General features: G+C 38.2%; 18 protein-coding genes and 5 tRNA genes. 16 read left to right on the top strand and 7 right to left on the bottom strand.

Annotated elements, in window-relative coordinates:
• Positions 1 to 9 precede the first annotated feature (9 nt).
• Entirely contained in the window at positions 10 to 2610 is a 2601-nt protein-coding gene (locus tag AC6H22_RS06945) for a penicillin-binding protein 1A (protein ID WP_005626534.1), read from the bottom strand.
• Positions 2611 to 2708: 98 nt separating this feature from the next.
• Here AC6H22_RS06945 and AC6H22_RS06940 point away from each other — a divergent pair, with 98 nt between their 5' ends.
• From AC6H22_RS06940 to glmS, 13 genes are all read left to right on the top strand, one after another.
• Entirely contained in the window at positions 2709 to 3506 is a 798-nt protein-coding gene (locus AC6H22_RS06940) for a type IV pilus biogenesis protein PilM (protein ID WP_005626536.1), read from the top strand.
• Positions 3507 to 4016, top strand: a complete 510-nt coding sequence (locus AC6H22_RS06935; RefSeq protein ID WP_005626538.1) for a hypothetical protein — start codon at positions 3507 to 3509, stop codon at positions 4014 to 4016. It begins immediately after the preceding gene.
• Positions 4013 to 4534 (top strand): competence protein ComC, encoded by a 522-nt coding sequence (comC, locus tag AC6H22_RS06930; RefSeq protein WP_005626540.1) that lies wholly within the window; start codon positions 4013 to 4015, stop codon positions 4532 to 4534. The genes AC6H22_RS06935 and comC overlap by 4 nt, the downstream gene beginning before the upstream one ends.
• Positions 4531 to 4944 carry a pilus assembly protein PilP gene (locus AC6H22_RS06925; protein WP_118817494.1) on the top strand — a complete coding sequence of 138 codons (414 nt, stop codon included), beginning with the start codon at positions 4531 to 4533 and terminating at the stop codon, positions 4942 to 4944. Before comC ends, AC6H22_RS06925 begins: the two co-directional genes overlap by 4 nt.
• 9 nt (positions 4945 to 4953) lie before the next feature.
• Positions 4954 to 6297 carry a type IV pilus secretin PilQ family protein gene (locus AC6H22_RS06920; RefSeq protein ID WP_005626544.1) on the top strand — a complete coding sequence of 448 codons (1344 nt, stop codon included), beginning with the start codon at positions 4954 to 4956 and terminating at the stop codon, positions 6295 to 6297.
• The gene (gene tnpA, locus AC6H22_RS06915; RefSeq protein WP_497515560.1) at positions 6294 to 6749 is read left to right on the top strand and encodes an IS200/IS605 family transposase; all 456 of its coding nucleotides are present in this window, start codon (positions 6294 to 6296) and stop codon (positions 6747 to 6749) included. The genes AC6H22_RS06920 and tnpA overlap by 4 nt, the downstream gene beginning before the upstream one ends.
• A 201-nt stretch (positions 6750 to 6950) precedes the next feature.
• Positions 6951 to 7637, top strand: a complete 687-nt coding sequence (locus tag AC6H22_RS06910) for a ComF family protein (protein WP_497515558.1) — start codon at positions 6951 to 6953, stop codon at positions 7635 to 7637.
• Positions 7638 to 7712: 75 nt separating this feature from the next.
• Positions 7713 to 8309, top strand: a complete 597-nt coding sequence (gene nfuA, locus AC6H22_RS06905) for a Fe-S biogenesis protein NfuA (protein WP_005639133.1) — start codon at positions 7713 to 7715, stop codon at positions 8307 to 8309.
• Between the two features lie 68 nt (positions 8310 to 8377).
• Complete coding sequence (gene nudC / locus AC6H22_RS06900; RefSeq protein ID WP_497515557.1) at positions 8378 to 9175, top strand: NAD(+) diphosphatase; 798 nt, start codon at positions 8378 to 8380, stop codon at positions 9173 to 9175.
• A 32-nt stretch (positions 9176 to 9207) separates the two neighbouring features.
• A complete protein-coding gene (locus tag AC6H22_RS06895) occupies positions 9208 to 9798 on the top strand; it encodes a YjaG family protein (RefSeq protein WP_118817495.1) in 591 nt (196 codons plus the stop codon).
• 137 nt (positions 9799 to 9935) lie between these two features.
• Positions 9936 to 10208, top strand: a complete 273-nt coding sequence (locus AC6H22_RS06890; protein ID WP_005626557.1) for an HU family DNA-binding protein — start codon at positions 9936 to 9938, stop codon at positions 10206 to 10208.
• Between the two features lie 127 nt (positions 10209 to 10335).
• The gene (locus AC6H22_RS06885; protein ID WP_005626560.1) at positions 10336 to 11109 is read left to right on the top strand and encodes a DeoR/GlpR family DNA-binding transcription regulator; all 774 of its coding nucleotides are present in this window, start codon (positions 10336 to 10338) and stop codon (positions 11107 to 11109) included.
• 55 nt (positions 11110 to 11164) lie between these two features.
• Entirely contained in the window at positions 11165 to 12997 is a 1833-nt protein-coding gene (gene glmS, locus AC6H22_RS06880) for a glutamine--fructose-6-phosphate transaminase (isomerizing) (RefSeq protein WP_118817496.1), read from the top strand.
• Positions 12998 to 13175: 178 nt separating this feature from the next.
• Here glmS and AC6H22_RS06875 read toward each other — a convergent pair whose 3' ends face one another.
• Positions 13176 to 14180: a transferrin-binding protein-like solute binding protein gene (locus tag AC6H22_RS06875; RefSeq protein ID WP_497515556.1), complete on the bottom strand. Its 1005-nt coding sequence runs from the start codon at positions 14178 to 14180 to the stop codon at positions 13176 to 13178.
• Between the two features lie 78 nt (positions 14181 to 14258).
• Here AC6H22_RS06875 and AC6H22_RS06870 point away from each other — a divergent pair, with 78 nt between their 5' ends.
• On the top strand, positions 14259 to 14408 hold the full coding sequence (locus AC6H22_RS06870) for a hypothetical protein (protein WP_162790467.1): 150 nt from the start codon (positions 14259 to 14261) through the stop codon (positions 14406 to 14408).
• Positions 14409 to 14552: 144 nt separating this feature from the next.
• On the opposite strand, the gene lpt6 is transcribed toward AC6H22_RS06870, so the two are convergent.
• The 5 genes from lpt6 to AC6H22_RS06845 all read right to left on the bottom strand — a co-directional run bounded on the left by lpt6 (position 14553) and on the right by AC6H22_RS06845 (position 16786).
• On the bottom strand, positions 14553 to 16208 hold the full coding sequence (gene lpt6, locus AC6H22_RS06865; RefSeq protein WP_118817497.1) for a phosphoethanolamine transferase Lpt6: 1656 nt from the start codon (positions 16206 to 16208) through the stop codon (positions 14553 to 14555).
• Positions 16209 to 16329: 121 nt separating this feature from the next.
• Positions 16330 to 16405: transfer RNA gene (locus AC6H22_RS06860), tRNA-Val, on the bottom strand.
• A 52-nt stretch (positions 16406 to 16457) separates the two neighbouring features.
• A tRNA-Val gene (locus AC6H22_RS06855) sits at positions 16458 to 16533 on the bottom strand.
• Between the two features lie 58 nt (positions 16534 to 16591).
• Positions 16592 to 16667 (bottom strand) — tRNA-Val (locus AC6H22_RS06850).
• 43 nt (positions 16668 to 16710) lie between these two features.
• Positions 16711 to 16786, bottom strand: a tRNA-Val gene (locus AC6H22_RS06845).
• A 170-nt stretch (positions 16787 to 16956) separates the two neighbouring features.
• Between AC6H22_RS06845 and gltX the strand changes: the two genes are divergently transcribed.
• Positions 16957 to 18399: a glutamate--tRNA ligase gene (gltX, locus tag AC6H22_RS06840; RefSeq protein ID WP_497515555.1), complete on the top strand. Its 1443-nt coding sequence runs from the start codon at positions 16957 to 16959 to the stop codon at positions 18397 to 18399.
• An 80-nt stretch (positions 18400 to 18479) separates the two neighbouring features.
• Positions 18480 to 18555, top strand: a tRNA-Ala gene (locus tag AC6H22_RS06835).
• Positions 18556 to 18710: the final 155 nt, after the last annotated feature.

The following is an 18710-nucleotide window of genomic DNA, read 5'->3' as shown; positions in this document are numbered from 1 at the left end:
CGGTCATTTTTAGAAGAGTTCTTCTGGTTGTGCAGCAGGCGTTGGCGTATTACCTTCATTATTTAAGCGTTGCTGTAACTCTGTAGGAACATAATAACCACGCTCTTGCATTTCCGAAAGATAGGTACGTGTCGGTTCAGTACCTATAATAAAATATTCTTTGCGCCCACCAGCTGGAGAAAGCAAACCAGTCATAGTATCAATACTTTTTTCCATAATTTTGGGTGGTAACGGTAATTTACGTTCTGGTTTGTCGCTCAATGCTGTTTTCATATAAGCGACCCAAGCTGGCATTGCAGTTTTTGCACCTGCTTCTCCACGCCCAAGTACACGTTTGTTATCATCAAACCCGACATAAGTTGTGGTTACTAAGTTTGCACCAAATCCTGCATACCAGGCTACTTTTGAACTGTTGGTGGTACCGGTTTTACCGCCTATATCGCTACGTTTAATGGTTTGTGCGATACGCCAGCTAGTTCCTTTCCAGTCTAAACCTTGTTCACCATAAATCGCAGTATTTAAGGCACTACGAATTAAAAATGCTAATTCTCCACTGATTACTCGAGGGGCATATTCAGTTTTAGATGAACCATTTTTTGCATCCGCCATTAAATCAATCGCATCTTCTTTAAGTGCTGTGACATTTGACTGTAATTCTGGCAGTTCAGGTACAGTTTCAGGTTGTTGATCAACTTCTTCACCGTTTGTACTGTCATCTGATGGTTTTAAGGCATTTTCGCCTAAAGGAATATTCGCAAAGCCGTTGATTTTGTCTTTCGTTTCACCATAAACAACAGGGAGATCATTACACTCAATACAAGCAATTTTAGGGTTTGCAACAAATAGATCTTTACCCGTGTTATCTTGAATTTTTTCAATGATATAAGGTTCAATGAGGAAGCCTCCATTATCAAACACCGCATAAGCTCTAGCCATTTCTAATGGTGTGAAAGAGGCTGCGCCAAGCGCTAAGGCTTCACTTGCAAAATATTGATCACGTTTAAAACCAAAACGTTGTAAAAATTCTGCTGTGAAATCAATACCTGCCGTCTGGATAGCACGAATAGCAATCATATTTTTGGATTGACCTAATCCTACGCGTAACCGCATTGGACCATCGTAACGATCAGGTGAGTTTTTTGGTTGCCACAATTTTTGTCCTGGTTTTTGAATAGAAATTGGGCTGTCTTGTAATACGCTAGAAAGCGTTAAGCCTTTTTCTAATGCTGCAGCGTAAATAAATGGTTTGATAGAAGAACCCACTTGAACTAAGGATTGTGTCGCACGGTTGAACTTACTTTGTTCATAGCTAAAGCCACCAACAATGGCTTCAATCGCACCATTATCTGAGTTAAGAGATACTAACGCAGAGTTAGCTGCTGGAATTTGTCCTAATTGCCATTCACCATTAGTGCGTTGACGAATCCAAATTTGCTCACCTACTTTTACGGGATTACTTCTACCAGTCCAACGCATTGCATTAGTGGAGAGCGTTATTTTTTCACCTGATGCTAATAATAGATCCGCATCACCTTTTGCCATTCCAACCACTGCTGCTGGAATAAATGGGTTAGAATCTGGCAATTTACGTAAAAACGCTAGAATACGCTCATCATCCCAAGCAGCTTCATTTTTTTGCCATAAAGGCGCCCCACCACGATACCCACGACGCATATCGTAATCAATTAAGTTGTTACGTACGGCTTTTTGAGCTTCCGCTTGGTCTTTTGAAAGTACAGTGGTAAATACTTTATAACCACTGGTGTAGGCATTTTCTTCACCAAAACGGCGAACCATTTCTTGGCGTACCATTTCAGTGACATAATCCGCACGAAATTCAAATTTTGCACCATGATAACTCGCGATGATTGGCTCTTTTAATGCGGCATCATATTCTTCTTTGCTGATGTATTTTTCATCTAACATTCGGCCTAGCACCACATTGCGGCGTTCTTCAGAACGTTTTAAAGAATAAAGCGGATTCATGGTTGAAGGTGCTTTTGGTAAGCCTGCGATAATGGCCATTTCTGATAAGGTCAATTCATTTAATGATTTACCGAAATAGGTTTGCGCAGCCGCTGCAACACCATAAGAACGATAGCCTAAAAAGATTTTATTTAAATAAAGCTCTAAGATTTCTTGTTTGGTGAGGGTATTTTCAATTTCCACCGCAAGTACTGCTTCACGAGCTTTACGAATTATAGTTTTTTCTGGAGTTAAGAAAAAGTTACGCGCTAATTGTTGGGTGATCGTACTTGCACCTTGTGATGCGCCACCATTATTCACTGCAACAAATAACGCACGTGCAATGCCGATAGGGTCTAATCCGTGATGATCGTAAAAACGACTGTCTTCCGTCGCTAAAAATGCATCAATTAAGCGTTGTGGCACATCGGCTAATTTTACTGGAATACGGCGTTGCTCACCCACTTCACCAATTAATTTACCGTCGGCCGTATAAATCTGCATTGGCTGTTGTAATTCAACGGTTTTTAATGCTTCGACTGAGGGCAATTCAGATTTTAGGTGGAAATACAGCATTCCGCCTGCTACTAAACCTAAAATACATAAAGTTAATAGGGTGCTAAATATTAATTTTGCGATCCGCATCGTAAAATTCTCGCTTCGTTAATGAATATTCTTGTCAAGAGACCTATGATTTGGCTGCTAAGTATAAAAGATTCAGCCTTTAAAGAATAGGAAAGAATATGCAATTCTCTCGGAAAAATCACCGCACTTTACAAATTGGTATTCACCGTAAACAAGGTAATTTTGATTTTGTGTGGCTTGATGAACTTGAAGAGCCACAATGTTATCAAGCCTCTATCAATGATAGTGATTTAAAAAATCGTTTTTTGCAACATTTAAAAACTCAATCTCAAGGGAAAACCTTTTCTTTGCAGTTTGTGGCAAGTATTTCTGCTCACTTGACTTGGTCGAAAGTATTAATGTTGCCGCAAATATTAAATGCACAAGAATGTCATCAACAATGTAAATTTGTGATTGAGAAAGAGCTGCCTATTCCTTTGGATGAATTGTGGTTTGATTATATTTCTACTTCGTTAAAACAAGGTTTTCGTTTAGAGATTACGGCAATTCGAGAGGCAAATGCTCAAACTTATTTACAAGATTTTCAGCCATTTAAAATTAATGTGTTAGATGTTGTTCCTCATAGTATCCTGCGTGCATTTCAGTATTTGTTGAATGAACAAGTGCGGTCAGAAAATACCTTATTTTTATTTCAAGAAGATGACTATTGTTTGGCGATTTGTGAAAGATCTCAGCAATCGCAAATTTTACAATCTCACGAAAATTTGACCGCACTTTATGAGCAATTTACCGAACGTTTTGAAGGGCAAATTGAACGAATTTTAGTTTATCAAATTCCTTCAAGTCATACGCCAGTACCAGAAAACTGGCAGCGAGTGGAAACGGATTTACCTTTTATCGCGCTTGGCAATGCGCTGTGGCAAAAAGATTTACATCAACAAAAAGTGAGTAGCTAAATGTCGATGAATTTATTGCCTTGGCGTACTTATCAACATCAAAAGCGTTTACGTCGTTTAGCTTTTTATATCGCTTTATTTATCTTGCTTGCTATTAATTTAATGTTGGCTTTTAGCAATTTGATTGAACAACAGCAACAAAATTTGCAGGCGCAGCAAAAGTCTTTTGAACAACTTAATCAACAGCTTCATAAAACTACCATACAAATTGAACAGTTACGCAGTGCGGTGCAAGTTGGTGAAGTTTTGCAATCTCTCACGAATGGGCAAGTTCAACATAGTTTGCAACGATTAAGTGAATTGCCTCTTCAGAAAGGAGAGTTAAACCGATTTAAACAAGATGGTCATAACTTAAGTTTGGAAGGTCGAGCGCAAGATCAAATGGAATTTGAGTCGGTACATCAATTTTTAAAGAAACATTTCCCCAATGTGAAATTAAGTCAAGTTCAGCCTGAGCAACATACATTGTTTTTTCGCTTTGATGTGGAAGAAGTTGGAGAAGATAAGTGAAAGCCTTTTTTAACGATCCTTTTACTCCTTTTGGAAAATGGCTAAGTCAGCCTTTTTATGTGCATGGTTTAACCTTTTTATTGCTATTAAGTGCGGTGACTTTTCGCCCCATTTTAGATTATATCGAGGGGAGCTCACGTTTCCATGAAACCGAAAATGAGCTAGCGGGGAAACGTTCAGAATTGTTGCATCAACAGAAAATTTTAACTTCTTTACAGCAGCAGTCGGAAAGTCGAAAACTGTCTCCAGAACTGGCTGCACAAATTATGCCGTTGAATAAACAAATTCAACGTTTAGCTGCGCGTAACGGTTTATCTCAGCATTTACGTTGGGAAATGGGGCTGCAGCCTATTTTGCATTTACAGCTTACTGGGCATTTTGAAAAAACGAAGATATTTTTAACCGCACTTTTAGCTAATACGTCACAGCTTTCTGTAAGCCAGTTGCAATTTATGAAACCCGAAGACAGCCCATTGCAAACCGAGATCATTTTTCAGCTAGATAAGGAGGCAAAATGAAGTATTGGTTTTACCTAATTACATTATTTTTTATGAATTGCAGTTGGGGACAAGATCCTTTTGATAAAACACAGCGTAACCGTTCTCAGTTTGATAACGCACAAACAGTAATGGAGCAGACAGAAATAATTTCCTCAGATGTACCTAATAATCTATGCGGAGCGGATGAAAATCGCCAAGCATCTGAAATTCCTTTGAACGCTTTAAAATTAGTGGGGGTAGTGATTTCTAAAGATAAAGCGTTTGCGTTATTTCAGGATCAGGATTTGCAAATTTACAGCGTTTTAGAGGGCGTTGATGTAGCTCAAGAAGGATATGTTGTAACAAAAATTAATCAAAATAAAGTTCAATTTATGCGTAAGTCTGGTGCTCAATGTGATAGCACAGAACAGAAAGAATTAAGTTTTTAAAGGAATATTATGAAGAAATATCTTTTAAAGTGCGGTTGTTTTTTAGTGTATTTTTGTTTGCCATTAATCGTTTTTGCTAATCCTAAAACAGATAACGAACGTTTTTTTATTCGTTTATCGCAAGCGCCTTTAGCCCAAACACTGGAGCAATTAGCTTTTCAACATGATGTCAATTTAGTGATGGATGAGACGCTAGAAGGCAATATTTCGTTGAAATTAGATAATATTGATATGCCACGTTTGCTACAAATAATCGCTAAAAGTAAGAAGCTTACTTTGAATAAAGATGAGGGTATTTACTATCTGAATGGAGGATTATCAGGCAAAGGTCAAGTTGCAGGAAATCTTACTACAAATGAACCGCACTTAGTGAGTCACACGGTTAAACTCCATTTTGCTAAAGCCTCTGAGTTAATGAAATCTTTAACCACAGGAAGTGGCTCTTTGCTTTCTCCTGCGGGGAGCATTACCTTTGATGATCGCAGTAATTTACTCGTTATTCAGGATGAGCCTCGTTCTGTGCAAAATATCAAAAAACTAATTTCTGAAATGGATAAACCTATTGAGCAGATCGCTATTGAAGCGCGCATTGTGACAATTACGGATGAAAGTTTGAAAGAACTTGGCGTTCGGTGGGGGATTTTTAATCCAACGGAAAATGCGGGGCGTGTAGCTGGTAGTTTAGCCGGTAATGGTTTTGAAAATATTGCGGATAATCTTAATGTAAATTTTGCGACAACGACAACACCTGCTGGCTCGATAGCATTACAAGTCGCGAAAATTAATGGTCGATTGCTTGATTTAGAATTAAGCGCTTTAGAGCGTGAAAATAATGTAGAAATTATCGCTAGTCCTCGCTTACTCACTACCAATAAGAAAAGTGCGAGCATTAAACAGGGGACAGAAATTCCTTATGTTGTGAGTAATACTCGTAACGATACGCAATCTGTCGAATTTCGTGAGGCAGTGCTTGGTTTGGAAGTGACACCACATATTTCTAAAGATAACAATATTTTGCTTGATTTATTAGTGAGCCAAAACTCACCAGGTTCTCGTGTCGCTTATGGACAAAATGAGGTGGTTTCTATTGATAAGCAAGAAATTAATACTCAGGTTTTTGCCAAAGATGGGGAAACCATTGTGCTTGGAGGTGTGTTCCACGATACGATCACAAAAAGCGAAGATAAAGTGCCAGTACTTGGCGATATACCAGGCATTAAACGATTGTTTAGTAAAGAAAGTGAACGACATCAAAAACGTGAGCTCGTGATTTTCGTGACGCCGCATATTTTAAAAGCTGGAGAAACGTTAGAGGCGTTGAAACAAAAAAGTGAGGGGAAAAAGTTACAATGAGTTACTGCCGTTTGTTTTATCACATTGTTTTTAGGACAAAAGGCAGTGTTTATGCCATTAATGAAGAAAATGAGAGAATTCTCTATGATTACATTTGGGGATTTGTTAAAGCGCACCAATCTATACTTCATCGAATTAATGGTATGCCAGATCATCTACATTTATTTGTTGAATTACATCAAACGATTTCAGTAGCTGAATTTGTTCGTAAATTAAAAAAATCGACACACCGTTTTTTAGATGAAAATAAATCATTATTTCCAGAATTTACGGCTTGGTCAGTAGGATTTTGTGCATTAACTTATAGTGACAGGGATAAATATCAACTTATTAATTATATTAAGAATCAAAAACAGCATCACAAAGAAACCCATTTCAATGATGAAATGAGGAGCCTATTTCAACGTGAAGGAATTGATTTTAACGTAGAATGGTTTGAGAGAAATGTTTAGCTGTTTTGGGAAACACTTACATCTACCCTAGGTTTGTAAGCCGTGGGTAAGTATACCCACGGTTAGTGATAGTAATCGTAGTTCCCCTTTGGGGAACACCTATACCTACCCCAACGGGGTAGTATTGTAATTAGCCTAGGGTATACCTATCCTAGGTTACTAAACCGACCCTAAGTCGCCGTAATCACTAATAAGGATCAAATGAACTTCTTCAATTTTCGCTGTATCCACTGTCGTGGCAATCTTCATATCGCAAAAAATGGACTATGTTCATGTTGCCAAAAACAAATTAAATCTTTTCCTTATTGTGGTCATTGTGGTGCAGAATTGCAATATTATGCGCAGCATTGTGGTAATTGCCTTAAACAAGAACCTAGTTGGGATAAGATAGTCATTATTGGGCATTATATTGAACCACTTTCTGTATTGATTCACCGTTTTAAATTTCAAAATCAATTTTGGATTGACCGCACTTTGGCTCGGCTTTTATATCTTGCGGTGCGTGATGCTAAGCGAACACATCAACTTAAATTGCCAGAAGCAATCATTCCAGTGCCTTTATATCATTTTCGTCAGTGGCGACGAGGTTATAATCAGGCAGATTTATTATCTCGGCAATTAAGTCGTTGGCTAGATATTCCTAATTTGAACAATACCGTAAAGCGCGTGAGACATACCCATACTCAACGTGGTTTGAGTGCAAAAGATCGTCGTCAGAATTTAAAAAATGCCTTTTCTCTTGCTGTTTCAAAAAATGAATTTCCTTATCGTCGTGTCGCGCTGGTGGATGATGTGATTACTACCGGCTCTACACTCAATGAAATCTCGAAATTGTTGCGAAAATTAGGTGTGGAGGAGATACAAGTGTGGGGGCTGGCGCGTGCTTAATATAAAGCACTGGAAAAAAAAGCGCGATGGGCGTATTATTCCTGATACTTTCTCTCAAGTATTTAGGACATAATTATGGAACAAGCAACCCAGCAAATCGCTATTTCTGATGCCGCACAAGCACATTTTCGAAAACTTTTAGACACGCAAGAAGAAGGAACGAATATTCGTATTTTCGTGGTTAATCCAGGCACGCCTAACGCGGAATGTGGCGTATCTTATTGCCCACCGAATGCCGTAGAAGAAAGTGATTTTGAAATGAAATATGACACTTTTTCTGCATTTATTGATGAGGTCAGCCTGCCTTTCTTAGAAGAAGCAGAAATTGATTATGTTACCGAAGAACTTGGTGCGCAACTTACCTTAAAAGCACCAAATGCCAAAATGCGTAAGGTGGCTGATGATGCGCCATTAATTGAACGTGTTGAATATGTGATACAAACTCAAATTAATCCACAGCTTGCAAATCATGGTGGACGCATAACCTTAATTGAAATTACTGAAGATGGTTACGCAATTTTACAATTTGGTGGTGGCTGTAATGGTTGCTCAATGGTGGACGTTACGTTAAAAGATGGCGTAGAAAAACAACTTATTAGCCTATTCCCTAATGAATTAAAAGGTGCAAAAGATGTAACCGAACATCAGCGTGGAGAGCACTCTTATTATTAGTGAGTGGTAAAAAGAAGATTTATAATAACCGCACTTTTGAAAGTGCGGTTATTTTTATGGAGTAAAAAATGAAAACACTTCATCCAGATGATTTTGGTTATTGGTTGCTTACTCAAGGTTCGAATCTTTATTTGCTGAATAATGAGTTGCCTTGTGATACGGCTAAAACCCTTGGAATAGAAGAATTGCAGGCAATGCAAATCGGTGAATGGAAAAATCATCCGTTATGGCTTGTGGCTGAGCAAGAAAGTGATGAACGAGAATATGTAAGTTTGCGTGGATTACTTTCACTGCCAGAGGATGAATTCCATGTATTAAGCCGAGGTGTGGAAATTAATCATTTCCTAAAAACTCATAAATTCTGTGGAAAGTGCGGCCATAAAACACAACAAATTCAAGAAGAACTCGCTGTGCAATGTACTCACTGTGGGTATCGCACTTATCCTGTAATTTGCCCATCCATTATTGTTGCAGTTCGACGTGGCAAAGAAATATTGCTTGCTAATCACAAGCGTCATTATCACCCGAACGGAGGAATGTATACCACTCTTGCAGGCTTTGTAGAGGTTGGTGAAACATTTGAACAAGCAGTGCGGAGAGAGGTTTTTGAAGAAACTGGGATTTCGATAAAAAACATTCGTTATTTGGGTAGCCAACCTTGGGCATTTCCGAATTCTCAAATGGTCGGTTTTCTGGCTGATTATGATAGCGGTGAAATTACTTTGCAGGAAAATGAAATTCATGATGCGCAGTGGTTTTCTTATGATCAACCCTTGCCAGAATTACCGCCAACAGGTACTATCGCTCGCAAATTAATTTATGTGACGCTTGAACTCTGTAAAGCGGAACATAAATGCGATTCATAAATATTCCAACTCTTACGAATTAAGGAAATAAGATGCGAAACCCGATTCATAAACGTTTAGAAAACTTAGAAAGTTGGCAACATCTTACTTTTATGGTTACTTTATGTGAACGTATGGCACCAAATTTTAAATTGTTCTGTCAAATGAACGAGCTTAGCGCTGAAACCAAAACGTATCAAAATATTCTTAATTTGGTGTGGGAATATTTAACGGTTAAAGATGCGAAGATCAACTTTGAAAATCAGTTAGAGAAATTGGAAACGATTATTCCTGATGTGAATGATTTCGAGAGTTTTGGTGTTGTGCCAGCGTTAGATGCTTGTCAGGCTTTAGCTGAAATTTTACATGCTATTATCGCGGGTGAAACATTAGAAAGAGCGGTGGAAATTAGCTTAATTTCTTTAGGAACGGTAACGAGTTTATTGGAAACTGAAACGGGGCGAGATTGGTCGGAAAGTGAACTTAAAGAAAGTGAAGATATTCAAGCTGAACTCGATGTGCAATGGCAGATTTATCGTTTACTTAAAGAATGTGAAAAACGTGATATTGAATTAATTTTAGATTTAAAAAATGAGATCCGATCCGAGGGGATATCTAATATTGGTATAGAATTTCATCAATAACGTGAGATTCGTCACAAATTTTATAAATCTTTCTTTTAATTAAGAGAAAGTTAGATTATCCTTTGCACAGCTTTTGCGGCTGGTCCGCTGGCGTATTTTAAAGAGTCAAATTTTTATTTAACAGAAGGTACAAATTTATGAACAAAACAGATTTAATTGATGCAATTGCAAGTGCTGCAGAATTAAACAAGAAACAAGCTAAAGCTGCGTTAGAAGCTACTTTAGACGCGATTACTGCAAGCCTCAAAAAAGGTGAACCTGTACAATTAATCGGTTTCGGTACATTCAAAGTAAATGCACGTGCTGCGCGTACTGGTCGTAACCCACAAACTGGTGCTGAAATCCAAATCGCAGCATCTAAAGTACCAGCATTTGTATCTGGTAAAGCATTAAAAGATGCAATCAAATAATTAATATTTGAATGATTTTAAACCCTGCCAATAAGCAGGGTTTTTTGTTACCTAAAATTTACTTTACAAAATAATATTATTTACATAAACTTTCGAATCGAAATTTATTGCATTTAAGGATAGCTTTATGAAAAAAAGTAGCCAGCCTCGTAATACTAAACAACGTCGCCATACAATTATGCAACTTTTGCAAGAACAAGGTGAGGTGAGTGTAGAACAGCTCGTGCAGCTTTTTGATATATCTGAAGTGACTATTCGTAAAGACTTAAGTGCGCTAGAAACAAATGGTTTTTTATTGCGTAAATACGGTGGCGCAATTTTAATGCCGAAAGAAATTATTGATGAAAACGAAAATTATGAACTTACGAAGCGAAAGTTTGTCATAGCGAAAGCCGCCGCCGAACGTATTCGTGATCATAACCGTATTATCGTAGATAGTGGAAGTACTACGGCGGCTCTGATTAAGCAACTTAACTTAAAACAAGGCTTAGTTGTAATGACGAATTCACTTTCGGTAGCAACAGAATTGAGAGCATTAGAAAATGAGCCAACGTTGCTGATGACTGGTGGAACTTGGGATACTCGTTCGGAATCGTTTCAAGGAAAAGTAGCTGAACAGGTGCTACGTTCTTACGATTTCGATCAACTTTTTATTGGTGCCGATGGCATTGATTTAGCGCGAGGTTCTACGACTTTTAATGAACTTGTAGGATTAAGCCAGGTGATGGCGGAAGTTTCTCGCGAAGTCGTTGTGATGGTGGAATCTCAGAAAATTGGTCGAAAAATGCCAAATTTAGAATTAACTTGGCAACAAATTGATGTGCTTATTACTGATACAGGATTGTCAGAACAAGATAAACAAGCCATTTTAGCTCATGGCGTAGAAGTAATTTGCGTATAAAGTGCGGTTAAAAAAGTAGACGTATTTTTTATTTAATTAACAATAAGGAAAACTTATGTGTGGTATTGTCGGCGCGGTAGCGCAACGTGATGTAGCGGAAATCTTAATTAATGGTTTACATCGTTTGGAATATCGTGGTTATGATTCTGCAGGCGTTGCAGTGGTAAATGAACATCATGAATTACAACGCGTGCGCTGCTTAGGTAAAGTTAAAGCATTAGATGAGGCTGTATCGGAGAAACCATTGATTGGTGGTACAGGCATTGCGCATACGCGTTGGGCGACGCATGGTGAACCATCAGAAACCAATGCTCACCCCCATGCGTCAGGCACTTTTGCTGTAGTACATAACGGTATTATTGAAAATCATGAGGAACTTCGAGAATTATTAAAATCTCGTGGTTATGTATTTTTATCGCAAACCGATACTGAAGTGATTGCTCACCTCGTTGAGTGGGAAATGCGTAGCACAGATTCACTTTTAGAAGCTGTGAAAAAAGCAGTAAAGCAACTTACTGGCGCATATGGTATGGTGGTAATGGACAGCCGTCATCCTGAACATTTAGTGGCGGCTCGTTCTGGTAGTCCGCTAGTGATTGGCTTAGGTATTGGTGAAAATTTCTTAGCTTCAGATCAACTTGCGCTTTTAAGTGTTACCCGCCGTTTTATCTTTTTAGAAGAAGGGGATATTGCAGAAATTACACGTCGTACAGTTGATATTTATGATACTTACGGCAATAAAGTTGAGCGTGAAATTCACGAATCTAATCTTGAAAATGACGCGACAGAGAAAGGTAAATTCCGCCATTTTATGCAGAAAGAAATTTACGAACAGCCAACCGCACTTATCAATACAATGGAAGGACGTATCAATCATGAAAATGTGATTGTCGATTCAATTGGCAATGGTGCAAAAGGCATTTTAGAAAAAGTTGAGCATATTCAAATTGTTGCTTGTGGTACATCTTATAATGCAGGTATGGTGGCGCGTTATTGGTTTGAATCTTTGGCTGGCGTGAGCTGTGATGTTGAAATTGCATCAGAGTTTCGTTATCGCAAATTTGTTACCCGTCCAAATAGCTTATTGATTACACTTTCTCAATCTGGCGAAACAGCCGATACTTTAGCTGCACTTCGTTTAGCGAAAGAAAAGGGCTACATGGCGGCATTAACAATTTGTAATGTTGCTGGCTCTTCGCTAGTACGCGAATCAGATCTTGCATTTATGACTCGTGCCGGTGTTGAAGTTGGGGTGGCATCAACAAAAGCATTTACGACACAGCTCGCTGCGTTATTAATGTTGGTGACGGCACTTGGTAAAGTTAAAGATCATATTTCTGCAGAAAAAGAGCAAGAGATTATCAAAGCAATGCAATCTTTACCTGCGGAAATCGAAAAAGCGTTAGCATTTGATACCGAAATTGAAGCATTAGCTGAGGATTTTGCTGAAAAACATCATGCACTTTTCTTAGGTCGTGGTGCATTTTATCCAATTGCAGTAGAGGCCTCTTTGAAATTGAAAGAGATTTCTTATATTCATGCGGAAGCGTATGCGGCGGGAGAATTGAAGCATGGTCCATTAGCGTTGATTGATGCCGACATGCCAGTAATTGTTGTGGCGCCAAATAATGAATTATTAGAGAAAGTAAAATCGAACATTGAAGAGGTTCGTGCTCGTGGCGGTCAATTATACGTATTTGCCGATAAAGAAGCAGGCTTTACACCAAGTGAAGGAATGAAAATCATCACGATGCCAAAAGTCAATGATATCGTTGCACCGATTTTTTATACCATCCCAATGCAGTTGCTTTCTTATCATGTGGCTTTAATTAAAGGTACTGACGTAGATCAACCTCGTAACTTAGCGAAGTCTGTTACCGTAGAATAAAGTGCGGTTGATTTTAAGATAAGTTTAAAGCACGGACTTAACGCCCGTGCTTTGCTATTTTAGTTAAACAAAAAGGATTAGGTTTGTAAACTATAAAACCTAATCCTTGAATTGAATGGATATAACCTTGTTGGGGCAAGGTTATATTTCCTTTTTATGATTTATAAATTACTGACTGTTATTTTTTAATCCCACCAAATGCACCACGGGATTTATCTGCTTCATTAGTAAATAAACCTGTCATTTCTTGGGCATTTTCACCGAAGAAACCGCCTTGAGTTTTAATACCATTCACTTCACCCGCAAAACTGTTTCCAGTGATTTTACCACCAAAGTTCATTTCTGGTACGAAATTAGGTTTTTCTTTGATATTAATATCAATAACTTTGTTAGCAAAATCTGCTGTAGCAGTCATTCCAGTTCTTTGACTATCATCCCCATCTTTCTTATAAGCAGCACCGCCATCGTACTCTACTTTGCCTGCTGTCGGGATTTGTGCTAGTGCTGTTGGATTTCCTTGAGCGTAGAAATATTGATTATCAGTTAAATTATGAAAATATGTACCAAATGCACTAGACTGAAAATCAGAATTACTTAAAATACTCTGCCCCTCTTTTACCATATGATATGGGTCACGGTATTCATCGTCCCAGCCATCTGGATCTATATTAGCTCTTCTAACAACAGGCACATACACAAATCTACCGTCTTTATCTCTAATTGCTAGATCACGAATGTCATTTGTTAATGCAGAATTTAACTCATTTTTCTCAAGATTTATTGTACCACCAGAAATAGTATCTTTCATTTCCCCACTAATACCACCGAAAACTTTATCACTTAGAGGAATACGGGCTTTTTCATCAGCTTGTAAATTTTCAAGTTTTTTTAATCTCTCTTCGGCAGCTTTTAGAGCCTCTTCAGCGGCTTTTTTCTCTGCTTCAGCCGCTTTTTTCTCTTCTTCAGTTTGCTGACCGTTTGCCTTTGCTGTATTAATTGCGGTTTCAGCCTTCTTAACCGCCTCTTCAGCTTTCTTATTAGCAGCAGAAATTCTTTGATTTAATTCATTCTCTGTTTGACGAATTTGATCCGAATTATCTGAACCACCTTTTGAACTAGAAGAACAAGCACTTAATGCGAGAGCACAAGAAAGTGCAATGATTGAAAGTTTGATTTTACTCATAGGGAAAGCTCCTCACTATTTTATTTGCTATACTAAATTAACGTACGATATATAAAATAAGGCGCTGGCGTTTATAATATGCTTAATCGTAAATACCATACTTGGGATACTTTACGCGGTATTAATAAAATCAGTACAACTGACTCTGTAGATACAGAAGGAAAAGGATTAGAGCGTTTTTATGCCCCTGGCCGTAATTTTGCAGGCTCTGTTGAAATTCGTTTTTAATCACTTTTACATGTGATAATAAGAGGATGTTATATATGCTCTGACTTCTAAAAAGTTAGACTATTAAATTAAGGACTAAGCTATGAAGATTAAAGAGCTTAGTCCTTTATTTTAGGGATAGATCAACATTAGCCTTTTATTTAGCTATTTTGCAATTTTTAAGGTTTGATAGAGATAATGACGATAGTCGTTCACGAATTCAGGATTAGAAGAATCTTCCAATTTTCCGTGACTTAATTTACACATTGCTATATTCGCTTTCATAAATTCATCTTCTGCTGATAATCCAGCTACATTCATCAAGACGCCTCCAGCAAAAGCGAGATCTAAAAAACGTTGCTCTTGCTTAAATTGACTCGCACAATTACTTCTTACAACAAATTGGGTCACATAATCAGGCTGTGCATAATCCCCTTTCTTCGGAGGGATAACATTATCAAATGCCACTTGGTGATCACCGAAATAACCTAGAACAAAAGGCTTTTTACGTTCATGTAAATAGTTATTCATTCCTTCAATCGCATCATTCAATGCGACAATACGTTGAGTATAGTCATTCAATGCAGAAATACTTTTAGCCCCTAAATTAGGCATTTGAAGATTAAATGTATTTTCCATGCCCAATTCATATGGACCATGTTCTCGCATAGTCAACACATAAACAAACATCGGCTGATCTACATTTTCTAACGCTGGATGCTGTTTTTCCAAAATCATTCGGGTGTACTTCATCATTTCTTCACTACTAATATCCCAAAGATTTTTACTGATAGGCGCAGGATAACCAAGATCTTGCGGCTGTAACATCAAATCAAAACCGAAATGATCATAAGCGGATTTCGCATTGTAATTACCTTTTGTAAAAGGAGATAAGGCAACACAAAAATATCCTTGTGCTTTTAGATTTTTCACTAAACCTGATTGTAAATGCGGCACAACAGAATAAAAAACGCCACTTGCTAACGCGCCAAAATCAGTCGAAGGCACACCAGCTAAAAAAGCAAATTCTGATTTCCACGTTGCGCCAGCAAAAGTATGTACACGCAACGGTGAAGCAAATACCGTATCATTTTGGGGTTCAAACATGGAAAGTGGTGGAATAGATTGCTGACTAAAAGCAAATTGATGAGGGTTCAGCGTAGATTCCATTAATGTCACTACAATATCGGGTTTTGTTTCAGATAGGTTGTTTGTATCAGATGAAAGTGCGGTCATTTTTTCAATAAAATTTTGGCTATTACCTTCAAAATTTGGCACTTTGAAAAAAATACCGCGGCAAGACATTGGTAAATTTAAAAATACATCACGACCATCATCAGGCAAAGAATCTAACCAAACTTGCACCGCACTTGGCTTTTTAGAATAATGCCACATCAAGCTAAAGCTAACGATAAATAATAACGCCCCAATGGTATTACCTAATCCCCCTAAAGACTCTACATCATTAAAACCAAAAATCGCATAACCTAATAACGCAAGTAGTCCAATAACGCCAAATAACGCACCTTTATAATGAATTAAGGTTTCCCAATTTCGCCAATCTACCACAAGAAAGAAATCTGAAATTAGCAAAGGCTGTTTGTAATAATGAATTTTTAAACGGTGAAACAACATCAGCACCACAAAAAGCACAGATGAAAAATTTAAAGCACGTTGCCATTGGCTGGAAACCATAAGCATGCTGCCAAATAAAAAAGTAAAAAGCGTAATAGCAAAGAAATAAGTCCAACGATAATGGGAGTTTACAATAAAAATTACTGCCGCAATCGTGAATAAAGCTAAGAAAATATAAGCGATCATGAATTTTCCCTATGATGCATAACAGACTAAAATGAGACATGACAATGTCTGCGCACTTTATCACGTAAACGTAATAGATTGAACGGTAAAAGAAAATTATTTGGATAATTTGAAAATAAAGTGGTGGGCGATACCGGTCTCGAACCAGTGACCCCCTCCTTGTAAGGGAGGTGCTCTCCCAACTGAGCTAATCGCCCGATAATATTAAGGTAAAACCCTAAATTTTCGGTTTATTTAAACACTTTTAAGTGGTGGGCGATACCGGTCTCGAACCAGTGACCCCCTCCTTGTAAGGGAGGTGCTCTCCCAACTGAGCTAATCGCCCACTAGAAAGCGTTTAAATGTAAAGGGAAAGTTTGAGCGGAAAGGACACTTTAGAAAAGTGGTGGGCGATACCGGTCTCGAACCAGTGACCCCCTCCTTGTAAGGGAGGTGCTCTCCCAACTGAGCTAATCGCCCGCTTGGTCAAACTTAGCAACATCAAGAACACTTTTTAGAGAAGTGGTGGGCGATACCGGTCTCGAACCAGTGACCCCCTCCTTGTAAGGGAGGTGCTCTCCCAACTGAGCTAATCGCCCTTAATGTTGTGGGTTGGCATTATAGGGAGAATGCATTTTCAGTCAATACCTTTTTATTAAATTTTGTTTAATTGTCGTAAAAATAAGCATAAAATCCGCTTTTTTATTTAGAAGTAAAACAAGTCGTAGTAGAATAACGACTAATATTTTATTGAAGATAGGTTATAAAAATGAAACTAGATGCTCCTTTTAATTTAGACCCAAATGTAAAAGTGCGTACTCGTTTTGCTCCTAGTCCTACAGGTTATTTACATGTAGGTGGCGCACGTACCGCACTTTATTCTTGGTTATACGCAAAACATAATAACGGCGAATTTGTATTACGAATTGAAGACACTGATTTAGAGCGTTCAACACCAGAAGCAACGGCTGCCATTATTGAAGGCATGGAATGGTTAAATCTTCCGTGGGAACATGGCCCTTATTACCAAACTAAACGCTTTGATCGTTACAACCAAGTGATCGATGAAATGATTGAACAAGGCTTAGCATATCGTTGCTACTGTACTAAAGATCGCTTAGAAGAACTTCGTCATACTCAAGAACAAAATAAAGAAAAACCACGTTATGACCGTCACTGCTTACACGATCACAGCCATTCACCTGATGAACCCCACGTTGTACGTTTTAAAAATCCAACTGAAGGATCTGTAGTATTCGATGATGCCGTACGTGGCCGTATTGAAATCAGCAACAATGAGCTTGATGATCTTATTATTCGTCGCACAGACGGTTCACCAACTTATAACTTCTGTGTAGTCGTGGATGACTGGGACATGGGCATCACTCATGTGGTACGTGGCGAAGATCATATCAATAACACGCCACGTCAAATCAATATTTTAAAAGCGATTGGTGCTCCAATTCCAACCTACGCACACGTTTCCATGATTAATGGAGATGATGGTCAAAAACTCTCTAAACGACATGGTGCAGTGAGCGTAATGCAATATCGTGATGATGGTTACTTACCGGAAGCTTTAATCAACTATCTTGTGCGTTTAGGCTGGGGACATGGCGACCAAGAAATTTTCAGTCGCGAAGAAATGATCAACTATTTCGAATTAGATCACGTTAGCAAATCAGCTAGCGCATTTAATACCGAAAAATTACAGTGGTTAAATCAACATTATATCCGTGAATTACCGCCAGAATATGTGGCTAAACACCTCGAATGGCATTACAAAGATCAAGGCATTGATATAACTAATGGTCCAGTATTAACTGAAATTGTCTCCATGCTTGCGGAACGTTGCAAAACTTTAAAAGAAATGGCTAGTTCAAGCCGCTACTTCTTTGAAGAATTTGAAACCTTTGATGAAGCCGCAGCAAAAAAACATTTCAAAGGCAATGCTGCTGAAGCGCTTGCAAAAGTGAAAGAAAAATTAACCGCACTTTCTAGCTGGGATTTACATTCTACTCACGAAGCGATTGAGCAAACGGCTGCTGAACTAGAAGTGGGCATGGGTAAAGTTGGCATGCCATTACGTGTCGCTGTGACAGGTTCTGGTCAATCTCCATCAATGGATGTTACCCTAGTCGGTATCGGCAGAGATCGTGTACTTACACGTATTCAGCGCGCTATTGATTTTATTAATGCACAAAATGCTTAATATTTAATCGGATAACAAACACATAATAAAATCGTATTGACAGCCACATAGTCAAATTTTATCATGTCGCTGTCTTTTATGGGGATATAGCTCAGTTGGGAGAGCGCTTGAATGGCATTCAAGAGGTCGTCGGTTCGATCCCGATTATCTCCACCAAATTCTAATTCTATATAGTATGATATAGTCCGATAAAGCCTTGATATATAATGTATCAAGGCTTTTTTGTTGTTCTAATAAGTCCGATAGAAACTGACCAAATCCACAAATTTTAGTAACACTAATAGTAACACCATGGTATGATAGACTCATAT

This window comes from Haemophilus sp. THUN1690, assembly GCF_059704375.1.
This window is presented reverse-complemented; position numbering and strand designations above follow the sequence as displayed.

Bases quoted from the DNA above. Each gene is read 5' to 3' on its own strand.
- glmS (WP_118817496.1), top strand. From the start codon at position 11,165: ATGTGTGGTATTGTCGGCGCGGTAGCGCAACGTGATGTAGCGGAAATC.
- lpt6 (WP_118817497.1), bottom strand. From the start codon at position 16,208: ATGATCGCTTATATTTTCTTAGCTTTATTCACGATTGCGGCAGTAATT.
- AC6H22_RS06895 (WP_118817495.1), top strand. From the start codon at position 9,208: ATGCGAAACCCGATTCATAAACGTTTAGAAAACTTAGAAAGTTGGCAA.
- gltX (WP_497515555.1), top strand. From the start codon at position 16,957: ATGAAACTAGATGCTCCTTTTAATTTAGACCCAAATGTAAAAGTGCGT.
- AC6H22_RS06890 (WP_005626557.1), top strand. From the start codon at position 9,936: ATGAACAAAACAGATTTAATTGATGCAATTGCAAGTGCTGCAGAATTA.
- nfuA (WP_005639133.1), top strand. From the start codon at position 7,713: ATGGAACAAGCAACCCAGCAAATCGCTATTTCTGATGCCGCACAAGCA.
- AC6H22_RS06870 (WP_162790467.1), top strand. From the start codon at position 14,259: ATGCTTAATCGTAAATACCATACTTGGGATACTTTACGCGGTATTAAT.
- AC6H22_RS06910 (WP_497515558.1), top strand. From the start codon at position 6,951: ATGAACTTCTTCAATTTTCGCTGTATCCACTGTCGTGGCAATCTTCAT.
- AC6H22_RS06940 (WP_005626536.1), top strand. From the start codon at position 2,709: ATGCAATTCTCTCGGAAAAATCACCGCACTTTACAAATTGGTATTCAC.
- AC6H22_RS06920 (WP_005626544.1), top strand. From the start codon at position 4,954: ATGAAGAAATATCTTTTAAAGTGCGGTTGTTTTTTAGTGTATTTTTGT.
- nudC (WP_497515557.1), top strand. From the start codon at position 8,378: ATGAAAACACTTCATCCAGATGATTTTGGTTATTGGTTGCTTACTCAA.
- AC6H22_RS06935 (WP_005626538.1), top strand. From the start codon at position 3,507: ATGTCGATGAATTTATTGCCTTGGCGTACTTATCAACATCAAAAGCGT.
- AC6H22_RS06885 (WP_005626560.1), top strand. From the start codon at position 10,336: ATGAAAAAAAGTAGCCAGCCTCGTAATACTAAACAACGTCGCCATACA.
- AC6H22_RS06875 (WP_497515556.1), bottom strand. From the start codon at position 14,180: ATGAGTAAAATCAAACTTTCAATCATTGCACTTTCTTGTGCTCTCGCA.
- tnpA (WP_497515560.1), top strand. From the start codon at position 6,294: ATGAGTTACTGCCGTTTGTTTTATCACATTGTTTTTAGGACAAAAGGC.
- AC6H22_RS06945 (WP_005626534.1), bottom strand. From the start codon at position 2,610: ATGCGGATCGCAAAATTAATATTTAGCACCCTATTAACTTTATGTATT.
- AC6H22_RS06925 (WP_118817494.1), top strand. From the start codon at position 4,531: ATGAAGTATTGGTTTTACCTAATTACATTATTTTTTATGAATTGCAGT.